We start from the raw sequence: 21,099 nt of genomic DNA, 5'->3' as shown, positions 1-21,099 counted from the left end.
GCTTTTTGTCTAAAAAAGAAAGGAGAAGGTACGATGGAACAGGTCATTCCATTCATAAGTGATGTCGGCTTTCCGATTGTTGTCACTTTGTACTTGCTTCACAGGATTGAAGCAAAGCTCGACGTTGTCATCCAATCGATTCAAAGCCTGCCTGACCGATTGCATGAAAGCCAATGAATCGACAAAATCGTCTCCAGGAGAAAAAATCCAAATATACATGAAATTTACTTTATTCACCATGAATAGATGGCTGATTGCGATAAGGCGGGCAGCCGCACCTTTTGGAATTTATTCATTTAAAAGACCTCCGCTCTAAATATGTGGAGGTTTTATTAATTATATTAATTTCATTTTCACTTTTGTAAAATGAACGTAACAAATGTAAAACAAATCTTCTTTTCAAAAACTTGTCAACACAAATCTATTAGTATATGTTTGGCAACAAAGATAAAGCTTTTCCAATAGTAGAAATTTGATCCACTGAATGAAGATTCGCCGACATTTTTAAAAAACCTTTTATTCATAAAGGTTACAGCGTTAATTATAATAATTATTTTATTGTATTTTTCCAAAACTGCTTCCGAAACTATGAAAATGTTAATTTCTCCCTCTATTATTACAAAAATCGTATGTTAAGATGAATTTGCAAGTTAAACAACACCAGAAAACAAACAACAGGGAGGATTTCATAGATGAAGAAAAAAATGATCTTTTCAGTAGCAGCTGCAGCAGCATTATTAATGTCAAATCCGGCAGCAAATAAGGCGGATGCCGCATCAAATTGCCCAACACCAGTTCAATCAAAAGTTTTTTATCAAACTGGTAATCTCAATAATGAGCAATTAAACGCAATTCTTCAAAAATACCTTCAGAACTACAACATTCAATGGAATGCACCAGAAAACAAGCCGTTACAGCAACAGCCTGCCAAAGTGCAACAGCCGGCTGGTCAAACTCAACAGCCTGCAAAAGCACCAGCACAACAACCTGCACAAAAACAAGCAACACCTGCAACTTCTCAATTAAGTGCTTTTGAACAAAAAGTTGTAGAGCTTACAAACAAAGAACGTGCAAAATATGGTATTCCAGCATTAAAAATTGATGGACAATTGAGCAAAGTGGCCCGCGAAAAATCAAGAGACATGCAGGCAAAAGGCTACTTTAGCCACAATAGCCCAACTTACGGTTCTCCATTTGATATGATGAAGAAATTCGGTATCACATATCGTACTGCAGGCGAAAACATTGCAATGGGTCAACGTTCACCTGAAGAAGTAGTACAAGCTTGGATGAACAGTGACGGCCACCGCAGAAATATCCTTAACTCAAGCTTTACACACATCGGAGTAGGCTATGTTGCAAACGGCAACTACTGGACTCAAATGTTTATCGGAAAATAATAATTCTTTGAAGAACAGCCATGATTCACCGGCTGTTCTTTTTATAATGACTTTTAATGAAAATTTTTGATATCAATTTCTGAAAACTGCATGTCGATACTTTTAGGTATTTTTATTTCTAACATGCCGTCTTTATGGCTTGCAGTAGCCCCTTTCTTTTTTACGAGTGCAGGCAATGTTAATGTGTGCTTGTCATTTGAATTCGGAATATGCTCAATAATTATTTGATTGGAAGTATGATACAGCCTCATTTTCTTCAGCCAATCTTCTTCTTTTATTTGGATCCTTACATAAATATGATCATGGGTTTCAAATACAGACGATCGGAGCTGATCCGTATTTGTAGAAGCATTTGCAAATCCATCTCCTGTATGAAGGTTATTGAGGAAATCAGAAGGATTAACCATTCCCTGCATATTTTGCGGCAGCATCTTACTCATCATATCTTTAATATATTTTTCAATTTCTTCAGGCTTCATTTGCTGCATTAAATTTTTCATTTCTTTGTTGAATGGAAATAGATTCCAGGGAAACATCATTTTCACCCTTTCAAAACAATCGTTTGCCGTATACATTCCTTTTTTCTTTAATTTATGCACGAAAAAGCCTGACCGTTAAGCGAACTTCTTATTATTTGCAAATAGGTCTGGAAATTTCATATAGTAGGGGTAAGGAAAAATAAAAATAGAGCGGGGTATCTTTGTGAAAGGAAAAACTGCTTTAATAACGGGAGGAGCTTCCGGGATTGGAAGACGGACAGCAGCAGAACTGGCTGAAAAAGGGGTTAATTTAATTATTAACTACCGGACAAGCGAGGAACGGGCCGTTGCATTAGCGAGACAATTGACTGAAACGTACGGGACGAAAAACATTACGCTTAAGGGAGACATTTCAAAAAGGGATGAATGTGAAAACTTAATTATTGAAGCTTTTAAGGTGTTTGACAGTGTGGATATTCTCATCCATAATGCAGGTCCGTACATACATGAACGGAAGAAATTGACGGAATATTCATTCGAGGAATGGGACCATTTAATTCATGGAAATTTAAGCGCAGTATTTTATTTATCGAAATTTATTATACCTAAAATGAGGGGAAACAAATGGGGAAGAATCATTACCATCGGTTTTGACCGTGCAGAAACAGCTCCTGGTTGGATTTTTCGGTCGGCATTTGCTGCAGCAAAGACCGGTCTAACGTCTTTAACAAAGACAATTGCTCTCGAAGAAGCTGACAACGGTATTACGGCGAATATGGTCTGCCCGGGAGACATAGTCGGTGAATGGAAGGAAAAAGACATCGAGGACGCGATCAATGTTGCTGATTCTTTTACCCCGGTTGGGAGACCGGGAACAGGGGAAGATATCGCAAGAGTTATATCTTTTCTGGCAGATGAAAAGTCAAGTTTTATTACTGGAAGTATTATTTCCGTAACCGGAGGGAAAGATGTTCTCAGCAAAATTTATTATGAATAATCAGTGGTTAGAAGGGGAAAATTTCAATATCAAAAAAAAACCGGCTGTGTTCATGCAGCCGGTTTTTCAGTATAAGTATAATCGATTATCCTTGATTGATTGGTTTAAACTTTTTCAGCTGAATATAGTAAAGCCTGCTTCCCAGGCAAGCAGCACCTGCAGCCAAGCCGCTGATTAAACCGATCCAGTAGCCGAATGCTCCCGAGTCAGTATGATTGGCTAAATAATAGCCCAACGGAAGTCCAATGATCCAAAAAGCGACAAGCGTTATGATAAATGTAATGTTTACATCCTTATAGCCCCTTAAAGCACCTTGGACAGGAGTCTGGATTGCGTCTGAGAGCTGGAAAAACATTGCATACAAAAGGAAATGGGCTGTTAATTTTAAAACATTCGGATCATTAGTATAGATTTCAGCAATGTCATATCTAAAAAGAAACAATACTAGCCCGCAAACAAAAGCCATTAAGACAGCTAAGAAAACACCGAGCCAGCTGTATTCTTTCGCGTCTTTGTACCGCTCAGCTCCTACTTCAAAACCTACAACGATCGTAAGTGCCATCGAGATGCTGAGCGGAACCATGTATAATAATGATGCAAAATTGAGTGCTGATTGATGGGATGCGATCGTCGTCGTGTCAAATTTGCTCATGAAGAGAGTGACGGCTGCAAATATGCTTGTTTCAAAGAAAATGGAAAATCCGATCGGAACGCCAATTTTTAAGATTTCCTTCCATTTGCTCAGAGAAATGTTATAAAGCCGGCGGAATACAGCAAAACCGGAAAAAGGTTCGTATTTTATGATAATAAAAACAGCAATGAAAGTAATTAACCAATACGTGATCGCCGAAGCATAGCCTGCCCCCACTCCGCCAAGTTCCGGAAAACCGAATTTTCCATATATCAATAAGTAGTTAAAAACGGCATTAATCGGCAAAGCGGTTAAGGTTACAATCATTGTTACTCTTGTTTTTCCGAGTGCATCGATAAAAGAACGGAGCACGTTATACACAAACAAGGGCACCATGCCAAAACTTAATGCAAATAAGAATTCTCGGGCTATTTCTCTGACATCATTTTCAAGGTTCATTCCTTTCAGGACAGGATTTAATATAAAAGCGCCAACTGTATAAACAATGAGAGCCATAAATACGGCCAAATAAACTCCTTGAATAACAGAAAAGGATACTTCTTTTTTGTTATTCGCTCCGACAAGCTGGGATACGATCGGGGTAATGGCCAGCAAAATTCCGCTCAGCCCTGTAAAAACGGGTACCCAAAGAGAAGAGCCGATAGCTACTCCCGCCAGATCTTTCGGGCTGTAATGGCCGGCCATCGTCGTATCAAAGAAAGTCATTAAATACATGCTCAGCTGGGTGATTAATATCGGGATTAAGATGTTAATTAGCTGCATTAATTTTTGTTTTTTGGTAAAGGTTTGGTTCATTTTTCCGTCCTCTTTTTCTTTTCGTATACCGAAAGAATTATAACACATCTTTTCGAAAAGAAATCGAATTTTGAACCGAAAGCGGGCCAGACCCTCAACACATTAACGCTTTAAAGCAGAGCGGGCCAGACCCTCAACACATTAACGCTTTAAAGTGGAGCGGGCCTGTCCCTCAGTGTTTTAAAGCATTAAAAACGCTCCGGGTATCCGGAGCGTAAATATTTTTTAAATTATGCTTCCATCAATTGTGACGATTCTTGGTGAGGTGTGCTACTTCGCATTACGTGAAGGGTATATTGGTCTTTCGGTATTTCGAATAAATTGTAAATATTCCCCACTGCATTAAATTGTTCAAACAGTGATTTTCTTGTTTCATTTGCAGGAATCACATAAGGAAGTTTTTCCGCTGCTTTTTGAGAGCGAACGTTTTCTTTTCGAATCCGCATAAAAATCGTTTCGATCCCAAGTTCATAAAAGAGCTCTTCAAAAAACGCATCTTTAGCCATCTTGTTATATCCTTTTCCATGGTAGGGTTTTCCCAGCCATGTTCCTAAAAAACCGGCATTATCTTCAATATCAAACAAGCTTATCGTCCCAATTGGAGTGCCCCATTCGTCAAGAATCGTCCGTGAAATGATTTCACCGCGTTCTTCTGCTTCAATTGTCTGTTTTGTAATAAAAAGATACTCTTCATATGAAGATGCTTTTTGACGCACAAACGGGAAGACATCCGGGTGCGTCATAAGATCGTACAAAGCATGGCAATCCTGCAGATCTCGCTTCTTGAGCATTTTTATCCCTCCAATATGAGGACAGTCCAACCCCATGCCAAATGAGGATTTGGCCCACCCTCGAAATTTTTTGTAATGCTGCTAAAAAATTTCGGGGTGGGAATCGAACCCACTAGAACCAGGTAACCTGGTGGCGCACCATTTGCCTTCCCTAGATCATAAGTTATGTTCTTTATTATTGTAGTAAAATAATTGCTTCGAATTAAAAACATCTTACTGAACGTATAATACTAAAAATAAATCAAAAAGGAAATGGGTATTTTGTTAATTTTTTGTGGATATTTCTTAACAAATTTCAACAATAATTTAACTTTCTTGATAAACAAAATTCCCATTTATCATTGTCCATTTTGGTTTTGCAAGAAAATGAAATGGATGATGGTTCCATAATACGAGATCTGCATCTTTTCCTTCTTCAATGCTGCCGAGACGGTCATCAACGCGCAAGTTCCGGGCAGCAGTAAGCGTAATTCCTTCAAGGGCTTTTTGTTCGGATAATCCTTCGCGGACAGCGACAGCGGCACATAAATTTAAATATTGAATGGGCGTATATGGATGGTCTGTCGTAATTGATACTTCAACACCATGGTTCGTAAGCTCCTGATATGTTTTCCAATTTTTGTTTTTCAGCTCTACCTTTGATCTTCTGGTCAATGTCGGTCCAACAGAAACCTTTAAATTTAATCCGGCTAGCTCTTCGGCGACAAGATGTCCTTCTGTACAATGTTCGATTCGAAGATCCAGGTTAAATTCTTCTGCAAATCTGACAGCCGAAATAATATCATCTGCACGGTGGGCATGAATTCTAACAGGAATTTCCCGTCTTAAAGCTTTAATGAGAGGGGCAATCCGCAGTGAGTCTGGATCTTCTGCTTTTTTTGCTTCATAAAATACTTCGCGCAACTTTCCCATAATGCCCATTCTTGTTATCGATTCTTTATTGCCATGACTGTGAATCCTTTTTGGATTTTCCCCTAGTGCAATTTTTAATCCGGCTGTCTCTTGAATTACCATCTTTTTAATATTTTTTCCTGCTGTTTTTATAACAGAAGTTGTTCCGCCGATTACATTAGCACTTCCGGGCATGACATGAACTGTTGTGATCCCGTATTTAACAGCGTCAGAAAAAGCTGGATCAAATGGATATACACCATCAATTGCCCTAACATGGGGACTCATTGTTTCTATCGTTTCATTGGCATCATTTCCAGCCCAGCCAGTTCCCTCATCATACAGACCTAAATGTGTATGGACATCAATAAAGCCCGGAAACAAATATTGTTGATGGCAATCAATAATTTTCACATCACTGTCTGTTATAAGATTAGTGCCGATTTTTGCTATTTTTCCTTTTTCAATTAGAACATCACCGTTTTGGATCGGTGATGATGAAATCGGATAAACCATTGCATTTTTTAATAATAGCTTTGTCATTAGTACCTTTCCTTGTGATCATTATTTTTCATTCTATCTATTTTATAATTCCGTGATCAAGATGGGAATGTTCTTCGAAAAAAATGCTCACACATACGCCTGACCAACATTTCTGCTTTCTAACTTAATATGAATTTAAAAAATATGGAAGAACTGGAGAAATAGAACCGTGAACCCGAGAATCCATACATATACTGCGAAAATTTTTAAGGATTTCGTTTTGAGAAAATTGATCATCCATACTACCGCCGCATAGCCAAATAGCGCCGATGTGATCGTTGCAACGAGCAGGCTGCCGAGCGAAACCGCTTCAATATGACCGCTTGCCATTTTTGCACATTGGAGAACAATTCCCCCGGCAATGGCCGGAATCGACAATAAAAAAGAAAAATAAGCTGCGGTTTCACGGTCTAATTTTCGAAACAGGCCTGCTGCAATCGTTAACCCGGAACGTGAAACAGCAGGAAAGATGGCCAAAGCTTGAAAAGATCCGATAAAAAGAGCATCGCCAAATCCAATGCTTTCCATTCTTTTTGAACCGTTTTTCATTCCATCTGCCAACCAAAGAATAAATCCTGTGAACAAAAATTCCCAACCGACTGTAATGCCTGTTTTTGAAATCGAATCAAATAAATGGCTGAATAAAAAGCCGACAACCACGGCAGGAATTGTTCCAACGATCAGCAGCATGGAAAGATTTCCAAAAGGATTTTTTATTATTTTTTTTAATTCGTCTTTATAAATGACAAATACTGCAAGCAATGTTCCGACATGAAGCATCGTATCAAGAAACAGCCCCGCTTCATCAAGCCCGAACAGATGCCTTCCTAAGTATAAATGACCGGTGCTCGAGATAGGCAAAAATTCTGTTAATCCTTGTATGATTCCTAGAATCAATGCTTCCAGTTTCGACATCATCATGATTCACCCTTTTATCAATTCAGTCTATATCCATATTCCATATTTATTCTAGTTGTCCAAAACAAGAACATGGAATTGGATTTTTGAAAGATGCGGCAGGAAAATGAAAATTGCGAAACTTTTCAATAAACTGTACGTAAATAAAGTAAGAACTTAGATTATTTGTTAATGGAGGAAGGATAAATGGAAGGAAAAATACCTGCAAATGAGGAAAGACTGTTGGCTGCAGCGATCTATGTAAGCAGCTTTTTTACAACTTTTATCGGACCGTTGATTATTTGGTTATTAAAGAAGAATGAATCGTCTTTTGTGGATTATCATGGAAGGGAATATTTAAATTTTTTGATTTCATACGGGGTTTATTCTATCATCAGCCTGCTGCTTATGCTTGTCTTAATCGGATTTTTGACGATATGGATTATTGGGATCTTAACGGTTGTCTTTACGATCGTTGCGGCAATTAAAGCTTATGAAGGGAAGGAATACCGAATTCCGTTTGTATTTAGAATTTTATAAATAATAATCATGCCCGGTGCAAGCTTCTGCACCGGGTTTTGATTTTTTTATCATGCAAAGGCCCTCCGTCCCTGTTTCATCCATATGAACGTTAGTTAATCATTTATTGATTGTAAATTATTTCTTTTTTTATTTAAAAATCTTATCCAAGCAATGAATGCTCGTGATGACCAGAACGTCGCTGTAAGAAGCGCTAAAGTATGAAACCAGCTCCAGCGCCTGCTGTATTTTATTAGTTGAGTATTTTTTGCAAGCCAATAATGTATGACAGTCATAGGTCCACTTAAAATAAAAACGCTTAAAATTGTTTTCAACGGTTTCAATTTATTTGTAAATTGGCTGTAAATCACACATAACAATGGGAATAATAAATAATCAAATACAATATTTGTGTTAAAAGCATTTGGAAAATATCTTACTGGGTATTTCACTATTTTTTTGTTTGCTACTGGCAAATCAGTCAAGGTAGAAAGGAGTGTTTTGAATAAATAAACAAGAAACCAATCTTTTATTGATCCTTTACGAAATAATAAAGACCAGCCTGCGATCCCCATACCTGTTAATATGTGTAATATAGTTTTATCTTTCATAAGCAATACCTCCTTTTGACGTTATTGTGTCTTGCTTTTTTATTTTTTATTAATAAATTGTTTTGTTAGCTATACGAACAAAACGATCTGATCCGCTTAACTGCCGGTTGCAATGGTCATAAAAAACGAAGTGTACAGGTACAGGGAAAAATAGGCGATCATCATTGTAACAATGTATCAAAAAGGCAATGAGAACAAATAATAATTTATATAATTCGGATATTGCGAGCCGAATGGATAGTCTATAAATACCTTTGAAAATAGGGAGGAAAGATACATTATGGATAAACTAGAAGAAAATCCGATATCCGGCCATCATCAGGGAGCACAATTTTTTGAACAAATAAAAAATATGATGACGAATCTCGTATCTGCTGAGCAACCTTCTTCGTCTGTATCCACCGCGGTCAATTTACCTGTACAATTAACCGAAGCTGTCAGCATTCCTCATATAAAAGCTACCTTTATGGCGTTTGCGGATGCGATGATCCCATCAACATTAGGGGCTTTGGATTTGCGGCTTGACGAATACATCGTTTGGACATTGGAGCATTATGTTTCAATCCAGGGAGACTGGAGTGTGAAAACCGTCCCATTGGCTGCTCAAACTGCGCAAATATTGGATATAGCTGCTTTTCAACTGATCGTTTCCGGAAAGGTGAAAGTACCTCCCGATTTTTCTACTTATCCGGATGGCGGTCCATTTGCAGCCCTTTCACCTGTCGATCGGTTTGAAGCTATCAGTTTATTGGACAACATTCAAGTGGATCTGGAAGTTCTTCCCTATCCATTTCGAAACAATGCAGGATTGGTTAAGAATGTCGTAAGTTCTCTCCATCAAATGGTTATGTTTGGCTATTATTCAGAATGGTTTTCTTTTGGATCTACACGATTAGCTTATCCAGAAAATTACCGGTTGGAAAGACATCGCTTTATATGGGAGAGACTGAATTATCCGGGTCCATCATTTGGTTATCGGGCACTTCGAGGATTTTTGGTTGATAAATTTTCAGAATAGGGGTGGTGAACAATGAGACTAGATGCGGATGTAATTATTATTGGCGCCGGTGGAGGAGGAGCGGTTGCAGCTAAGGAATTAGGAGAATTAGGAATCAAAGTTGTCGTCCTTGAAGCAGGTCCTTGGTATGGGAATAAAAAATGGGCCAATCCCAATCAAGAACGCGGATCTGTCAGCAGCTGCGATGTGGATGACTTGGATATTAATCTCTTGCGCCAACAATATACAAAGCATGAACATACGATGAATTCTTTTGAATTTGGCCGTTTTCGCTGGGGGCCTGCGGATCGGCGCCGCCCGCCGTGGCACCGGAATGTCCCTAAAAACGGTCTGATTTGGCAATCCGCCGGCGTTGGCGGGTCAACACAACATTACTGGGCAAACTCGCCGCGTGCTTATTCAATGGCTATTGATGATGTATGGCCAATATCCTACCGGGAATTGATACCCTACTATGAAAAGGTAGAAGATACATTGCCGGTTCGGCCTGCTCCCACTTCTGCAAAAGAGGAATTGTTTTATTACGGTGCAAAAAAAGCCGGTTGGTCAATGCTGAATACGTTAAATCCTACTTCTCCCGGTTACCGCCCTCAGCCAAATGCAATCCTGAACCCAAATGAACGGTTAATGGATGAAAATACCAGTCTTGATGAATTATCAAAAATGGAGGGATGTACGCTTTCCGGCCATTGTATGAATGGTTGTCCACATGGACCATCGATTGATAAAGTGGCCAAACGCTCGACCAACATAAGTTATGTTCCTCTTGCCTTAAAAACCAAAAATGTAGAAATTCGGCCCAATACATATACAATCAAGATTTTGACGGAAAATCATTTCAAAGAAGGGATTCGTGCAATTGGAGTTCAGTATAGAGATACATGGACAGGCGAGTCAGGAGAATTATACGCGAAAGTGATTGTAATGGCAGCCGGTTCTATAGAAAGTCCAAGACTATGGCTAAATTCAGAACTGCCGCAAAATTCGTGGGTTGGACGGGGATTAACCAACCATTATTGGGATTGGATAACCGGTGTATTTGATGAAAAGGATCTCTTAAGTATATTGGGACAGCATAATGTGAATCCGTTTGTTGGTCCTACATCAGGGGGACGATTTGATTATCCGGGATTGGGATGTATACAGCCATCCGGACTCAGCCCAGGCTTATTTTCTTCCTTAACTTTCGGGTTCAGCGAAAGCGGATATCATTTTGCACAGAATTCATCGTCTGCAAACCCTTGGGATCTGCAAGGACGAGTGGTAGGAAATGAATTATTAGAATGGATGTACAATTACAAAAACACGTTAAGCATAATGATTCTCACCGATGACCAGCCCAATAAAATGAATGGTGTGACCATACATCCTGCAGTAAAAGATGAACATGGCCCAATTCCGGTTGTACGGTATACTGCGAGTAAAAAAGATAAGCAGAAGAGAAATCAGTTGGCCAAAATTGCAGCCGATATTCTTCGCCAAGCGGGAGCGAAAAAGATTATCCGCTCCGATTGGCCGTCTCACTTATTTGCTCATCTTGAATCTACGATGCGAATGGGTTTTGTTGTGGACAGTAATTGTGAAGCATATCAAGTTAAACGGCTTTTTATCGCCGACAATAGCGCCCATTTTAACGGGATTGGAGGACCGAATCCTACGTTGACGACTCAAGCTCTGGCTACAAGAACAGCTGAAAAAATTGCAATCAAATATTTTAGTTGATGCCTTTTCATATAAGAGGTCTATCATTTCCCGCACAAGGCTGATCCAAAATAAAGACCCGGGATATCTCATTTGTCTACAATATTTCGTAACTGCAGACGAGCGCCGGGGACTTATGGTCAGCCTTTTTTAGTTATTCATTTATTAGTGTGAGCAAAAAACAGCCAAGGAATCTCTTCTTACTTGTACTCCCAATATACCTCTGCATAACAGGTTTGCACTGAATGAACCTTTTTCAAATCAAAGTTGATCAATTTATCATTTTTCAACCCTCATGTTTTCCTAGTTGGATTAATAGACTGTTAATAGGCCTTTATTTGATTTCCTTAAGGGAGAAAAATTAATGGATATACAACAATATTACAAGAAATATGCTGAAGTATCATTGAATGCAAGCTTGGCTACTTGTATCCCGCCGTTTGTTTTTTTAATAATATGGCTTGTTGTAGATCATAAACTGCCAATACTGGTGATGACACTTCCATTTATCATTTATAGTTTCTTTTGTTATCAAAATTATTTAATTGGGATAAAAAGATTTCAAGAAGTTACGGATTTTTCCTTGGAATCAAACAATTCAGAATCCTTCTTTGAGACAGATCATATGCTGATTGTTTATTTGCCCGCCCCATCTTTGAGAATGTTATTGTATGCCCCGAGCGGCAAATTATTAGGAGAAGTGAAAGACTTGCGGTTTTGGCATTGGAGATGGTTTTTGCCTTATTTTTTGGACAGGCTGTTTCCTGGCAAGTACGGTTTGTATAATGAAAAAGGAGAATTAGCGGCACGCATACATGTTGAAAGCGGGAAAGAAGAACTTATCAAAATCTATGAAAACGAAGAATTATTAGGTCTTTATTTTAGAAAAAAACGAAAGAAAGGCAAATTTACCTTTAAAGATGGGAAGAGAATGTTCTGTGCGATCCGTTCGGAATTGAATGAAGAGATGCATTTTTATGATCAATCAGGGAAGGATGTTTGTGAATATAAAAAAGGCTGGATGCCGCTTGAATGGGGAAAATATTTCAGAGATCCAAACACACCGATTATTTCTTTTCATCACCTGGCAACCAAGGAAGAAAAAATTGCTGTCATCAGTTTCCTGGTCCGACAATACAGATATCGGAATCATTAACTTTAATTCCGCGTTTTTCAGAAATATAGTATGATGGAAATGTTAATGCTCGTTAAAATTGAAACCGGGTTGACAAATCATGGAAAGTGGTCGATAAATTCGGAAAGTGGTCGATAAATTCGGAAAGTGGTCGATAAATCATCATAAGTGGTCGATAAATCACCATAACTGGTCGATAAATCATGAAAAGTGGTCGATAAATTCGAAAAACTCGTTCATAAAACAATCTATCATTTTATCAACAAACGAGGTGCCTCAATAATGAAGAAATGGCTAATCGCCGCCGCAGCTGCTGTTCTTCTATTATTTACAATAGATCAAACATTCTTTCGCGAGAAAAGCCAAAGTCCAAAAATTGAGAAATATGAGAAGATCGAAAACCCGGATCAGCTCCCGGAAGGAACAGACGTCGGCAAAAAGGCTCTAAATTTTACCCTTGCTGATATAAATGGAAAGGAAATTCAGCTTGCTGATTATAAGGGAAAAAGAGTCCTCATAAACTTTTGGGGAAGCTGGTGTCCACCGTGCAAAAAAGAGATGCCGCATTTGCAAAAGTTATATGAAAAATATAAAGACGAAAACTTTATTATTATAGCAGTTAATTCAACAGTTACTGAAAAAAGAAAAGAGGACGCTGTTCGTTTTGTTGAGAGGCATAGACTTACTTTTCCGGTTCCAATGGATGAAAAGAATCAAGTATCATCCATGTATGATGTTTTATCGTACCCAACAAGTTTTTTTGTTGATTCAGATGGGGTCATTCGAAGCAGGATTATTGGTGAAATGAATGAACGATTTATTGAAAAAGAAATAAAGAGACTCCCTTAAATTCAGGAGTGTCTCTTGTAATTTAATTCGAAAAAAATTATTATTGCATAAACTTTTTATTTTAATATAGACCCATAATATGTTAGAATAGCTTTAAAATCGAATATTTTTTCCTTCGGGGTCAGGTGAAATTCCTAACCGGCGGTGATAGAGGCAGTCCTCTTTAGCCCGTGACCCGTTTTCGATTATTTCGGAAACGGTGGATTTGGTGAAATTCCAAAGCCGACAGTTAAAGTCTGGATGGGAGAAGGAAGTATTGCGTTAAAAATCTCCTTTTTAACGCTTTTTTAGGCATGCGTATTTTGGCCCCGTACATGTTCGTGTACGGGGATTTCGTTTTTATGGAAAATGAGTGGTGGCATTTCCGGACTCTGGCTATATATAAATTAAGGAGGAATGGTTTTCAGGCATGCAGGATTATGAGTATATGAAATTGGCGCTTTCCATGGCGCGTGCTGCGGTCGGCCAAACAAGCCCCAATCCTAGCGTGGGGGCGGTTGTTGTAAAAAATGGCGAGATTCTCGGAATGGGCGCTCATCTTAAAGCAGGGACTCCGCATGCAGAAGTACACGCCATTCGCACAGCAGGCGAAAATGCACGGGGTGCGGATCTGTATGTAACACTTGAACCGTGCAGCCATTATGGAAAAACCCCGCCATGTACCGAGCTGATTATCTCAGCAGGAATCAAAAGAGTTGTCGTTGCCACTTTAGATCCCAACCCGCTCGTTGCCGGAAGTGGAATCAAGCAATTGCGGCAGGCCGGAATTGAGGTAGAAGTGGGTGTCGGCAAAGAAGAAGCGGATAATATAAATGAACCGTTTTTTCATTATATTCAAACAGGAAAGCCATTTGTCACATTAAAAGCAGCTGTCACATTAGATGGAAAAACAGCAGCAAAAACAGGTGACAGCAAATGGATTACATCCACTCAAGCCAGAAGTGATGTTCACCAATTACGCCATGAACACGACGCGATTCTCGTCGGTATTCAAACCGTCCTAAAAGATAATCCTCTCTTAACCACCAGACTGCCCCGAGGCGGAAAAAATCCCATTCGAATTATATTAGATACACATCTGCGAATTCCACTTGATGCAAATGTGATAAAAGATAAGACTGCTAAAACGATCATCATAACCGGAAATGAACTCGATCAGCAAAAAGCCGGCAAACTGCAAGAGTTAGGAGCAGAAGTTGTTCCGCTATCGACCGGCCGGATTGATATTAACGAGCTTTTAACAGTGCTTGGTAAAAGGCGGATCATGTCCGTGCTTGTAGAAGGCGGTTCAAAGGTTCATGCTTCCTTTATGAAAACTGGAGCATATCAGCAAGTGATTTTTTATGTGGCTCCGAAAATAATCGGAGGCATGGATGCAATTCCGGCAATTGGCGGTGAAGGGCTGGACTTTGTTCGGGATGCTGAAAAGCTGGAGTTTACTTCTGTAGAGCGTATCGGTCCGGATCTTAAAATAACCGCAAAACCGGCAAGAACGGAAGGTGATAACAAATGTTTACAGGAATAGTTGAAGAAATAGGAAAGGTGCAAAGGATCACCCGGAGCGGGGAAGCTTTACGATTAGTCCTTGAGGGCAAAAAAGTCCTGGAAGATGTAAAGCTTGGAGACAGCATTGCCGTAAGCGGCGTTTGCCTTACTGTAACCGATTATACTTCGTTCTCTTTTTCCGTTGATGTTATGCCGGAAACGTATCATTCCACAACCCTTGCCGAATTGAAAACAGGATCAAGCGTAAACCTTGAAAGAGCGATGGGAGCGAATGGACGTTTTGGCGGGCACTTTGTTACGGGCCATGTGGATGGAACCGGAATGATTCTCCGTAAAGAGAAAAAGGACAATGCAGTTTATGTGGATATTGAAGTGCCGCCTTCAGGAACGGTATATACAATGTTAAAAGGTTCAATAGCCATTGATGGAACATCGCTAACGATTTTTGGAATAAAAGATAACGTAATAACGGTTTCATTAATTCCACACACATATAGTGAAACCGTGCTTGGTTTGAAAGAGCCGGGGGCGAAGGTGAACATCGAATTCGATATGCTGGCAAAATACATCCATTCATTTATGGAAAGGAAAAACGGGCAGGATAAGAACAGCAAGGTCACACTTGATCTTTTAAGAGAAAACGGCTTTATGTAAATGAAAGGTGGAAACAGAATGTTCCATAAAATCGAAGAAGCGCTGGAAGACTTGAAACAAGGAAAAGTCGTAATTGTTTGCGATGATGAGGACAGGGAAAATGAAGGCGATTTTGTCGCCCTTGCCGAACATGCAGCCCCGGAAGTCATTAATTTTATGGCAAAAGAGGGAAGGGGGCTTATTTGTGTACCTGTCACAGAGGAATTGGCCTCAAAATTAGAATTGAATCCAATGAGTGATGTCAATACGGATACACATGGAACGGCCTTTACGATCAGTATTGACCACATTGATACAACAACAGGAATCAGTGCTTTTGAACGCTCATTGACAGTTCAAAAGATGCTTGAGGAAAATGCGTCGCCATTTGATTTTAAACGGCCCGGCCATATTTTTCCGCTTGTTGCCAAAGAAGGCGGTGTGTTAAGAAGGGCCGGCCATACGGAAGCAGCTGTAGATTTAGCAAGACTGTGCAACGCCAAGCCTGCCGGAGTCATTTGCGAAATAATGAATGAAGACGGCACGATGGCACGTGTGCCTCAGTTAGAGGAAATTGCAGAAAAATTCGGCTTGAAAATAATTACGATCCAGGATTTAATCCAGTATCGCCTTGATCATGATTCACTTGTAAAAAGAGAAGTACAAATCCAATTGCCGACCGAATTTGGCAGTTTTTCAGTAGTCGGCTATACAAACGTACTGGATGGAAAAGAGCATATCGCTGTAATAAAAGGCGAAATCGATGGAAATGAACCGATTCTTGTAAGAGTTCATTCGGAATGCTTAACAGGAGATGTTTTTGGTTCTTATCGGTGTGATTGCGGTCCGCAGCTTGAGGCAGCTCTTCGGCAAATCGAGCAAGAAGGTAAAGGGGTACTTCTTTATATGAGGCAGGAAGGGAGAGGAATAGGCCTTATCAATAAATTGAAAGCTTATAAACTTCAGGAAGAAGGCTATGACACTGTGGAAGCAAACCATAAGCTTGGTTTTCAGGCCGATCTCCGCGACTATGGAATTGGAGCCCAAATGCTCCGTGATCTTGGCGTCAGGAAGATGAGGCTGTTAACGAATAACCCGAGGAAAATTGCCGGTCTAAAAGGATATGGGCTCGAAGTGACGGAAAGGGTCCCAATCCAAATGCCGGTAAAGGCAGAAAACGAGCGATATTTGCAAACAAAGCAGGCAAAGCTTGGTCATTTACTTAAATTATAGCGAGGAGAGAAGAAGAAAATGAAAAAAGTACTGGAAGGCAATTTAATTGGAACAGGTCTTAAAATTGCGATTGTTGCAGGAAGATTTAATGAATTCATTACAAGTAAGCTATTAAGTGGTGCTGAAGATGCATTGCACCGCCATGGAGTAAATGAAGATGATATAACAGTCGCATGGGTGCCGGGGGCGTTTGAAATTCCGCTGGTGGCAAAAAAACTTGCCGAAAGCGGTCAATTTAATGCCGTCATTACACTGGGCACAGTCATCCGCGGTGCAACGCCTCACTTTGAATATGTAAGCGGAGAAGTAGCGAAAGGGGTAGCGGCGGCCAGCTTGAATAGCGGGGTTCCGATTATTTTTGGCGTATTAACGACTGAAACGATTGAACAAGCGATCGAACGCGCCGGAACAAAAGCAGGCAATAAAGGCTGGGAAGCTGCAGTCGGAGCGATCGAAATGGCAAATCTAGTAAGACAACTCGGATAATATGAAAAAAACTAATTAACAAAGAGGAACATCGGATGAAAATAGTTGAAGTAATCCGAAGCGGCTCTTCGCTTCCGGTAGTCGGCGAGGATGCAAAAGGGCAAAAATGGTTTATCAAATTAATAGGGGCAGGAGACGGAACTTTTTCTTCCATCAACGAGTGGGTGGCAAATAGACTCGGTCTTCTGCTCGGTCTCCCTGTTTTAAAACCTGAAACGATCGAAATAAATGGCAGTGAAAATATCCAGTTATTAGACGATGAAGGGAAAGATTTATGGAAAAAGAGCATTGGGGAAAATATCGCCTTTCCTTTTATTTTGCAATCGGATAGAAAGATTTCTTTTTCCGAAAAGGAACGGGAAGAAATTTTTTTGTATGATTGTTTGTTACTAAACGTTGACCGCTACGAAAAGAATCAAAATTTGCTTTATGGTGAATCGAAAACATATGCGACAGATTATGGTTCATCACTTATGCTGAGGGGATTGCTGGAAGGAAAAGATTATTGTAAAAAAGAGACAATTTTGTTGTTAAAACGTAATCCTTTTTACAAAAAAGGAATCAAACCCGATCATTTTTTTCAAAAACTCCGGTCCATTAAATGGGAAGATGCAAATTCAATAATTGAAAGAATACCATCAAGCTGGATGGAGAAGGCAGGTTCAAAGAAAAAGGAGTTAGCTGACAGATTGTTTGCTTTGCTTCAAGATAGTGACAATTTAAAGCTGATCCTGTCCATCCTTGATTCAACAGACATCGCAGAAAGCGACAACAGAAATAAAGCAAGATTAAACCGAATGAAATTTGAGACCAAATTAAGAACGATTAGAAAAAATGGATTTTGAATGAAATTGATGTTTATGGAAATCTAAGGATATTGTTTTTATGTGGAGGTTTTATTCATTGAATATTGTAATTCTAAAGGTTCATGGTTCAGGCAATGATTTTTTATTAATAGATGAAATTTCAAACGACTATTCTTTTACAGAAGAAGAACGGTCAAAACTGGCTGTTGCACTGTGCGATCGTAAAACGGATCTTGGAGCGGATGGAATTTTATTTGTCCAAAAAGGAGACAATGCTGACGCGAGAATGCGCATATTTAACGCGGACGGGTCAGAAGCGTCCATGTGCGGAAACGGATTGCGCTGTGTAGCCCGTTATGTTTGTGAGCTCTACGGCAAAGAAGAAGCTTTAATCAATACAATGAAAGCAGATCTTCCGGTAAAAAAGCAAAAAGATATTTTTCCGAATGTTCCTACCTACCAGGTGGAGATTTCTCCGGTTTCGTTTCAATTAAACGATTTGCCGCTTGTATTGGACCAAAATACATTGCTGAATGAAAAAATTCCTGCACTTTCAAACGAATTGGTGTTTTCCGCACTTGCCGTACCAAATCCGCATCTCGTTTCGATCGTAGACAAGGATCAAATTCATTCAGAAGTACAAAAACATATTAGTGAATATGTGAACGGCCCAAATGAACTTTTCCCTGATGGCGTAAATGTAAGCTTTGTCATGCCGCTTGAAAAGGGGCAAATATATGTCCGTACGTTTGAACGCGGGGTAGGATTTACAAACGCATGCGGCACGGCGATGTCTGCTTCAAGCCTTGTTACATGTTTGAACGGATTCAATTCTGTTGAAGAACCGATTGAAGTGTACAACAATGGCGGAAAGGTCCGCTGTGTTGTTCACCAACAGGACGGAGCTTATACGATTGATTTGATCGGCAATGCGACATATGTGTATAGAGCTGAAATTCATGTTGATGTGAATCAGCCGGAATCTTTCACCGTCGGTGAGAAACAAGATTTTGCGGAAGAACAAATACAATATGACAAATTAGGCTGTCATGTAAAAGAACATTTAAGCAAATTTTTATAAGAGGCTGACTCGCAAAGCGGTCAGACCCCTCCGATACAGTATATTGACAAAATATATTAAAACCATTCTGTATATTGTCATAGTTAGAAGGTGTCAGACCCTTATGGGCCAGCCTCTTTTTATCATTTTCGTTTTAGGAAATCGAGAACAGGCTGAAATCTTTGCAATTCTTTTGCCTTGAAAAAAGTTTGAAACGGATCTCCGCTGTCTTTCAAACGTTTTAAAATTGAGGTTACTTGAAAGGACTCTATTGACAGGTTCTCATTTACTTCTTCCCAAAAGAGCGGAGCAGCTACAGTCGCTTTTGAGTTGCCGCGGGGTGAATACGGGGCAATGATCGTTTTGCCTTCCGCATGTTGGACATAGTCCACGTACAGCCGATTTCCGCGCTTTTTTTTCATTCTTTCCGTTGTAAAGGAACCCGGATCCTTCGAAACAAGATAATCGGCAACAAAAGACGTAAACAGTCTTGTATCCTCATAGGAATAACGGTTATCCGGCAAAGGGACGTACACTTGAAGACCTTTGTTTCCGGATGTCTTAATAAAGCTGATCAGCTCCAGATGGTCCAGCACCTCTTTTATATTAATGGCCGCTTTTATTGCTAAAGGAAATGCATCTTTTGATGGCGGATCCAAATCAAAAACGATTTCGCTCGGACCTTGGCTTGTGATCGTTTGGAAAGGAATATGGAATTCAAAGGCAAGCTGGTTTCCAAGCCATAAAAATGATTTAAGATTGTTGCATACGATATATTGGATGCCTTCTTCTTCGTGAGTGTCGACAAAATCCGGAGCATAATCCGGGCAATTTTTTTGATAAAAAGCTTCGCCAAAAATTCCATGTGGATAGCGGATTACCGTCAATAGCCTGTCCTTTAAAAATGGAAGCATATAAGGGGAAATTTCCCGTAAGTAGTGAAGATAGTCCATCTTTTGAATGGGGGGAGTTTCCCATAATGGTTTTTCAGGATGAGTAATTTCTACTTCAACAGGGAGATTTTTCTGTTGTAATAGAAATTTCTCATATGTACAGTCTTCCGGTAAAAGCTCGAAACGGAAGCGGTTAAAATGAGGTTCTCTCATTTGTTCCTCATACATTTCCAGGTACTTCACTTCAACGCAAATGGCCGGATCGACGTAAATAAACTGTTTGTCTTCACCGGTCATATTCTCTTTTATGATCTGAAAAAGTGCTTGCTTTTCATCAGGTTTTAGTCCAAAAAGAAACTGCCCGATTGGGTAAATTTTTTTGTCCTTATAAACTGCTGCGTAAAAATAGCCGTTCGATTTTTCATATGCCGTTATAAAACAAGAAACATATTTCCAATTTTTATATTTCAGCCACGTTGTTGTCCTTTTTCCTTCTTCCCAGCGGCTTTTCAACTGTTTTGCAACAATCCCTTCCCCGTCATAAATGACAATGTTTTCCCAAATGGTGTGAAAGTTGTTATTTGCCGGTATGAACTGTACAAGTCTTTCATCATTTTCATCGGGAGCGAGGGGAAGTCCTGTTTTTTCAAAAAAATCAAACAGCATTTGTTTTCTTTCTTGGTAGTCAATATTTCTTACTTGTTTGCCTTTTAATTTCAAGACATCAAAAATAAGCAGGCGACAGGGAGCTTTTCGTGCTTTTTCAATGATTCGCTGCTGAGATCTCATCCTGCCGCGAACTTGGATGGCAGCGAAATTTGCTTTGTATGGATTTTTAAGAAAAACAAGTTCGCCGTCAAGAGTACAAGGCAGGTAAGGTGATAAGTGATCCAAGGAGTTTTTTAAAAAATGTTCAATTTCCGGAAAAAGAGGAAGAAGATCTTTTCCGTTTCGGCTTGTAAGCGAAACGGTTTCGCCCACTTCCAAAATCGCCCGGAAACCGTCATATTTCACTTCAAACAGCCAATCATCTCCTTTTGGGACATCAAAGGTGAGAGTAGGCAGCATCGGTTTCAATCCGAACACTCATCCTTTCTCGTTTTATGGGTTCTCTTATAGCTTTAACTTTTATCGGACAAAGTATGTTAAAACTTTAACTTCGTCCTAATTTAGTCTGAAATTCGGCTGAACGGGAGTAAATGCG

Annotated in this window: 21 protein-coding genes and 1 riboswitch; of the genes, 14 read left to right on the top strand and 7 right to left on the bottom strand. The window is 39.6% G+C overall.

All coding sequences use genetic code 11. The features are described from left to right. The first annotated feature begins 33 nt into the window (after positions 1-33). Together PB1_RS12310 and PB1_RS12305 are read left to right on the top strand one after the other, a co-directional pair. The gene (locus tag PB1_RS12310; protein WP_004437028.1) at positions 34-177 is read left to right on the top strand and encodes a YvrJ family protein; all 144 of its coding nucleotides are present in this window, start codon (positions 34-36) and stop codon (positions 175-177) included. Between the two features lie 515 nt (positions 178-692). Then, on the top strand, positions 693-1,400 hold the full coding sequence (locus tag PB1_RS12305; protein WP_004437026.1) for a CAP domain-containing protein: 708 nt from the start codon (positions 693-695) through the stop codon (positions 1,398-1,400). 53 nt (positions 1,401-1,453) lie between these two features. Here PB1_RS12305 and PB1_RS12300 read toward each other — a convergent pair whose 3' ends face one another. Beyond that, a complete protein-coding gene (locus PB1_RS12300; RefSeq protein WP_034645329.1) occupies positions 1,454-1,936 on the bottom strand; it encodes an Hsp20/alpha crystallin family protein in 483 nt (160 codons plus the stop codon). A 166-nt stretch (positions 1,937-2,102) separates the two neighbouring features. On the opposite strand from PB1_RS12300, the gene PB1_RS12295 reads away from it, so the two are divergent. Continuing rightward, positions 2,103-2,876, top strand: coding sequence for an SDR family oxidoreductase (locus PB1_RS12295; protein WP_004437021.1), 774 nt, complete (start codon positions 2,103-2,105; stop codon positions 2,874-2,876). An 85-nt stretch (positions 2,877-2,961) separates the two neighbouring features. Here PB1_RS12295 and PB1_RS12290 read toward each other — a convergent pair whose 3' ends face one another. From PB1_RS12290 to PB1_RS12275, 4 genes are all read right to left on the bottom strand, one after another. Then, positions 2,962-4,323, bottom strand: coding sequence for an MATE family efflux transporter (locus PB1_RS12290; RefSeq protein WP_004437020.1), 1,362 nt, complete (start codon positions 4,321-4,323; stop codon positions 2,962-2,964). A 230-nt stretch (positions 4,324-4,553) separates the two neighbouring features. Then, positions 4,554-5,114: a GNAT family N-acetyltransferase gene (locus PB1_RS12285; RefSeq protein WP_004437017.1), complete on the bottom strand. Its 561-nt coding sequence runs from the start codon at positions 5,112-5,114 to the stop codon at positions 4,554-4,556. Positions 5,115-5,420: 306 nt separating this feature from the next. Continuing rightward, entirely contained in the window at positions 5,421-6,548 is a 1,128-nt protein-coding gene (locus PB1_RS12280) for an amidohydrolase (protein ID WP_004437016.1), read from the bottom strand. A 135-nt stretch (positions 6,549-6,683) separates the two neighbouring features. Further along, positions 6,684-7,463 (bottom strand): undecaprenyl-diphosphate phosphatase, encoded by a 780-nt coding sequence (locus tag PB1_RS12275; RefSeq protein WP_004437015.1) that lies wholly within the window; start codon positions 7,461-7,463, stop codon positions 6,684-6,686. Positions 7,464-7,652: 189 nt separating this feature from the next. Here PB1_RS12275 and PB1_RS12270 point away from each other — a divergent pair, with 189 nt between their 5' ends. Further along, positions 7,653-7,985 carry a DUF4870 domain-containing protein gene (locus PB1_RS12270; RefSeq protein WP_004437013.1) on the top strand — a complete coding sequence of 111 codons (333 nt, stop codon included), beginning with the start codon at positions 7,653-7,655 and terminating at the stop codon, positions 7,983-7,985. A gap of 95 nt (positions 7,986-8,080) precedes the next feature. Here PB1_RS12270 and PB1_RS12265 read toward each other — a convergent pair whose 3' ends face one another. Beyond that, positions 8,081-8,575, bottom strand: a complete 495-nt coding sequence (locus PB1_RS12265) for a CBO0543 family protein (RefSeq protein WP_004437011.1) — start codon at positions 8,573-8,575, stop codon at positions 8,081-8,083. Between the two features lie 280 nt (positions 8,576-8,855). Between PB1_RS12265 and PB1_RS12260 the strand changes: the two genes are divergently transcribed. The 10 genes from PB1_RS12260 (at position 8,856) to dapF (ending at position 19,023) form a co-directional block, all read left to right on the top strand. Beyond that, positions 8,856-9,593, top strand: a complete 738-nt coding sequence (locus PB1_RS12260) for a hypothetical protein (RefSeq protein WP_004437008.1) — start codon at positions 8,856-8,858, stop codon at positions 9,591-9,593. Positions 9,594-9,605: 12 nt separating this feature from the next. Further along, positions 9,606-11,315: a GMC family oxidoreductase N-terminal domain-containing protein gene (locus PB1_RS12255; RefSeq protein WP_004437007.1), complete on the top strand. Its 1,710-nt coding sequence runs from the start codon at positions 9,606-9,608 to the stop codon at positions 11,313-11,315. Between the two features lie 343 nt (positions 11,316-11,658). Continuing rightward, positions 11,659-12,450 carry a hypothetical protein gene (locus PB1_RS12250; RefSeq protein ID WP_004437005.1) on the top strand — a complete coding sequence of 264 codons (792 nt, stop codon included), beginning with the start codon at positions 11,659-11,661 and terminating at the stop codon, positions 12,448-12,450. A 261-nt stretch (positions 12,451-12,711) separates the two neighbouring features. Further along, a complete protein-coding gene (locus PB1_RS12245) occupies positions 12,712-13,278 on the top strand; it encodes a redoxin domain-containing protein (RefSeq protein ID WP_004437003.1) in 567 nt (188 codons plus the stop codon). Positions 13,279-13,385: 107 nt separating this feature from the next. Continuing rightward, positions 13,386-13,534: riboswitch (FMN riboswitch) on the top strand. 153 nt (positions 13,535-13,687) lie between these two features. Further along, positions 13,688-14,803 carry a bifunctional diaminohydroxyphosphoribosylaminopyrimidine deaminase/5-amino-6-(5-phosphoribosylamino)uracil reductase RibD gene (ribD, locus tag PB1_RS12240; RefSeq protein WP_004437002.1) on the top strand — a complete coding sequence of 372 codons (1,116 nt, stop codon included), beginning with the start codon at positions 13,688-13,690 and terminating at the stop codon, positions 14,801-14,803. Continuing rightward, a complete protein-coding gene (ribE, locus tag PB1_RS12235) occupies positions 14,788-15,438 on the top strand; it encodes a riboflavin synthase (RefSeq protein ID WP_004437000.1) in 651 nt (216 codons plus the stop codon). Before ribD ends, ribE begins: the two co-directional genes overlap by 16 nt. An 18-nt stretch (positions 15,439-15,456) precedes the next feature. Continuing rightward, positions 15,457-16,650 carry a bifunctional 3,4-dihydroxy-2-butanone-4-phosphate synthase/GTP cyclohydrolase II gene (locus PB1_RS12230; protein ID WP_004436999.1) on the top strand — a complete coding sequence of 398 codons (1,194 nt, stop codon included), beginning with the start codon at positions 15,457-15,459 and terminating at the stop codon, positions 16,648-16,650. 18 nt (positions 16,651-16,668) lie between these two features. Further along, positions 16,669-17,136 carry a 6,7-dimethyl-8-ribityllumazine synthase gene (ribH, locus tag PB1_RS12225; protein WP_004436997.1) on the top strand — a complete coding sequence of 156 codons (468 nt, stop codon included), beginning with the start codon at positions 16,669-16,671 and terminating at the stop codon, positions 17,134-17,136. 35 nt (positions 17,137-17,171) lie between these two features. Then, the gene (locus PB1_RS12220; RefSeq protein ID WP_004436995.1) at positions 17,172-17,981 is read left to right on the top strand and encodes a HipA family kinase; all 810 of its coding nucleotides are present in this window, start codon (positions 17,172-17,174) and stop codon (positions 17,979-17,981) included. 58 nt (positions 17,982-18,039) lie between these two features. Continuing rightward, complete coding sequence (gene dapF, locus PB1_RS12215) at positions 18,040-19,023, top strand: diaminopimelate epimerase (protein WP_004436993.1); 984 nt, start codon at positions 18,040-18,042, stop codon at positions 19,021-19,023. Between the two features lie 122 nt (positions 19,024-19,145). On the opposite strand, the gene PB1_RS12210 is transcribed toward dapF, so the two are convergent. Next, positions 19,146-20,972 carry a DNA ligase D gene (locus tag PB1_RS12210; RefSeq protein ID WP_034645323.1) on the bottom strand — a complete coding sequence of 609 codons (1,827 nt, stop codon included), beginning with the start codon at positions 20,970-20,972 and terminating at the stop codon, positions 19,146-19,148. Positions 20,973-21,099: the final 127 nt, after the last annotated feature.

Origin of the sequence: Bacillus methanolicus PB1 (genome assembly GCF_000262755.1) — a bacterium.
GTDB lineage: Bacteria > Bacillota > Bacilli > Bacillales > Cytobacillaceae > Bacillus_Z > Bacillus_Z methanolicus.
This window is presented reverse-complemented; position numbering and strand designations above follow the sequence as displayed.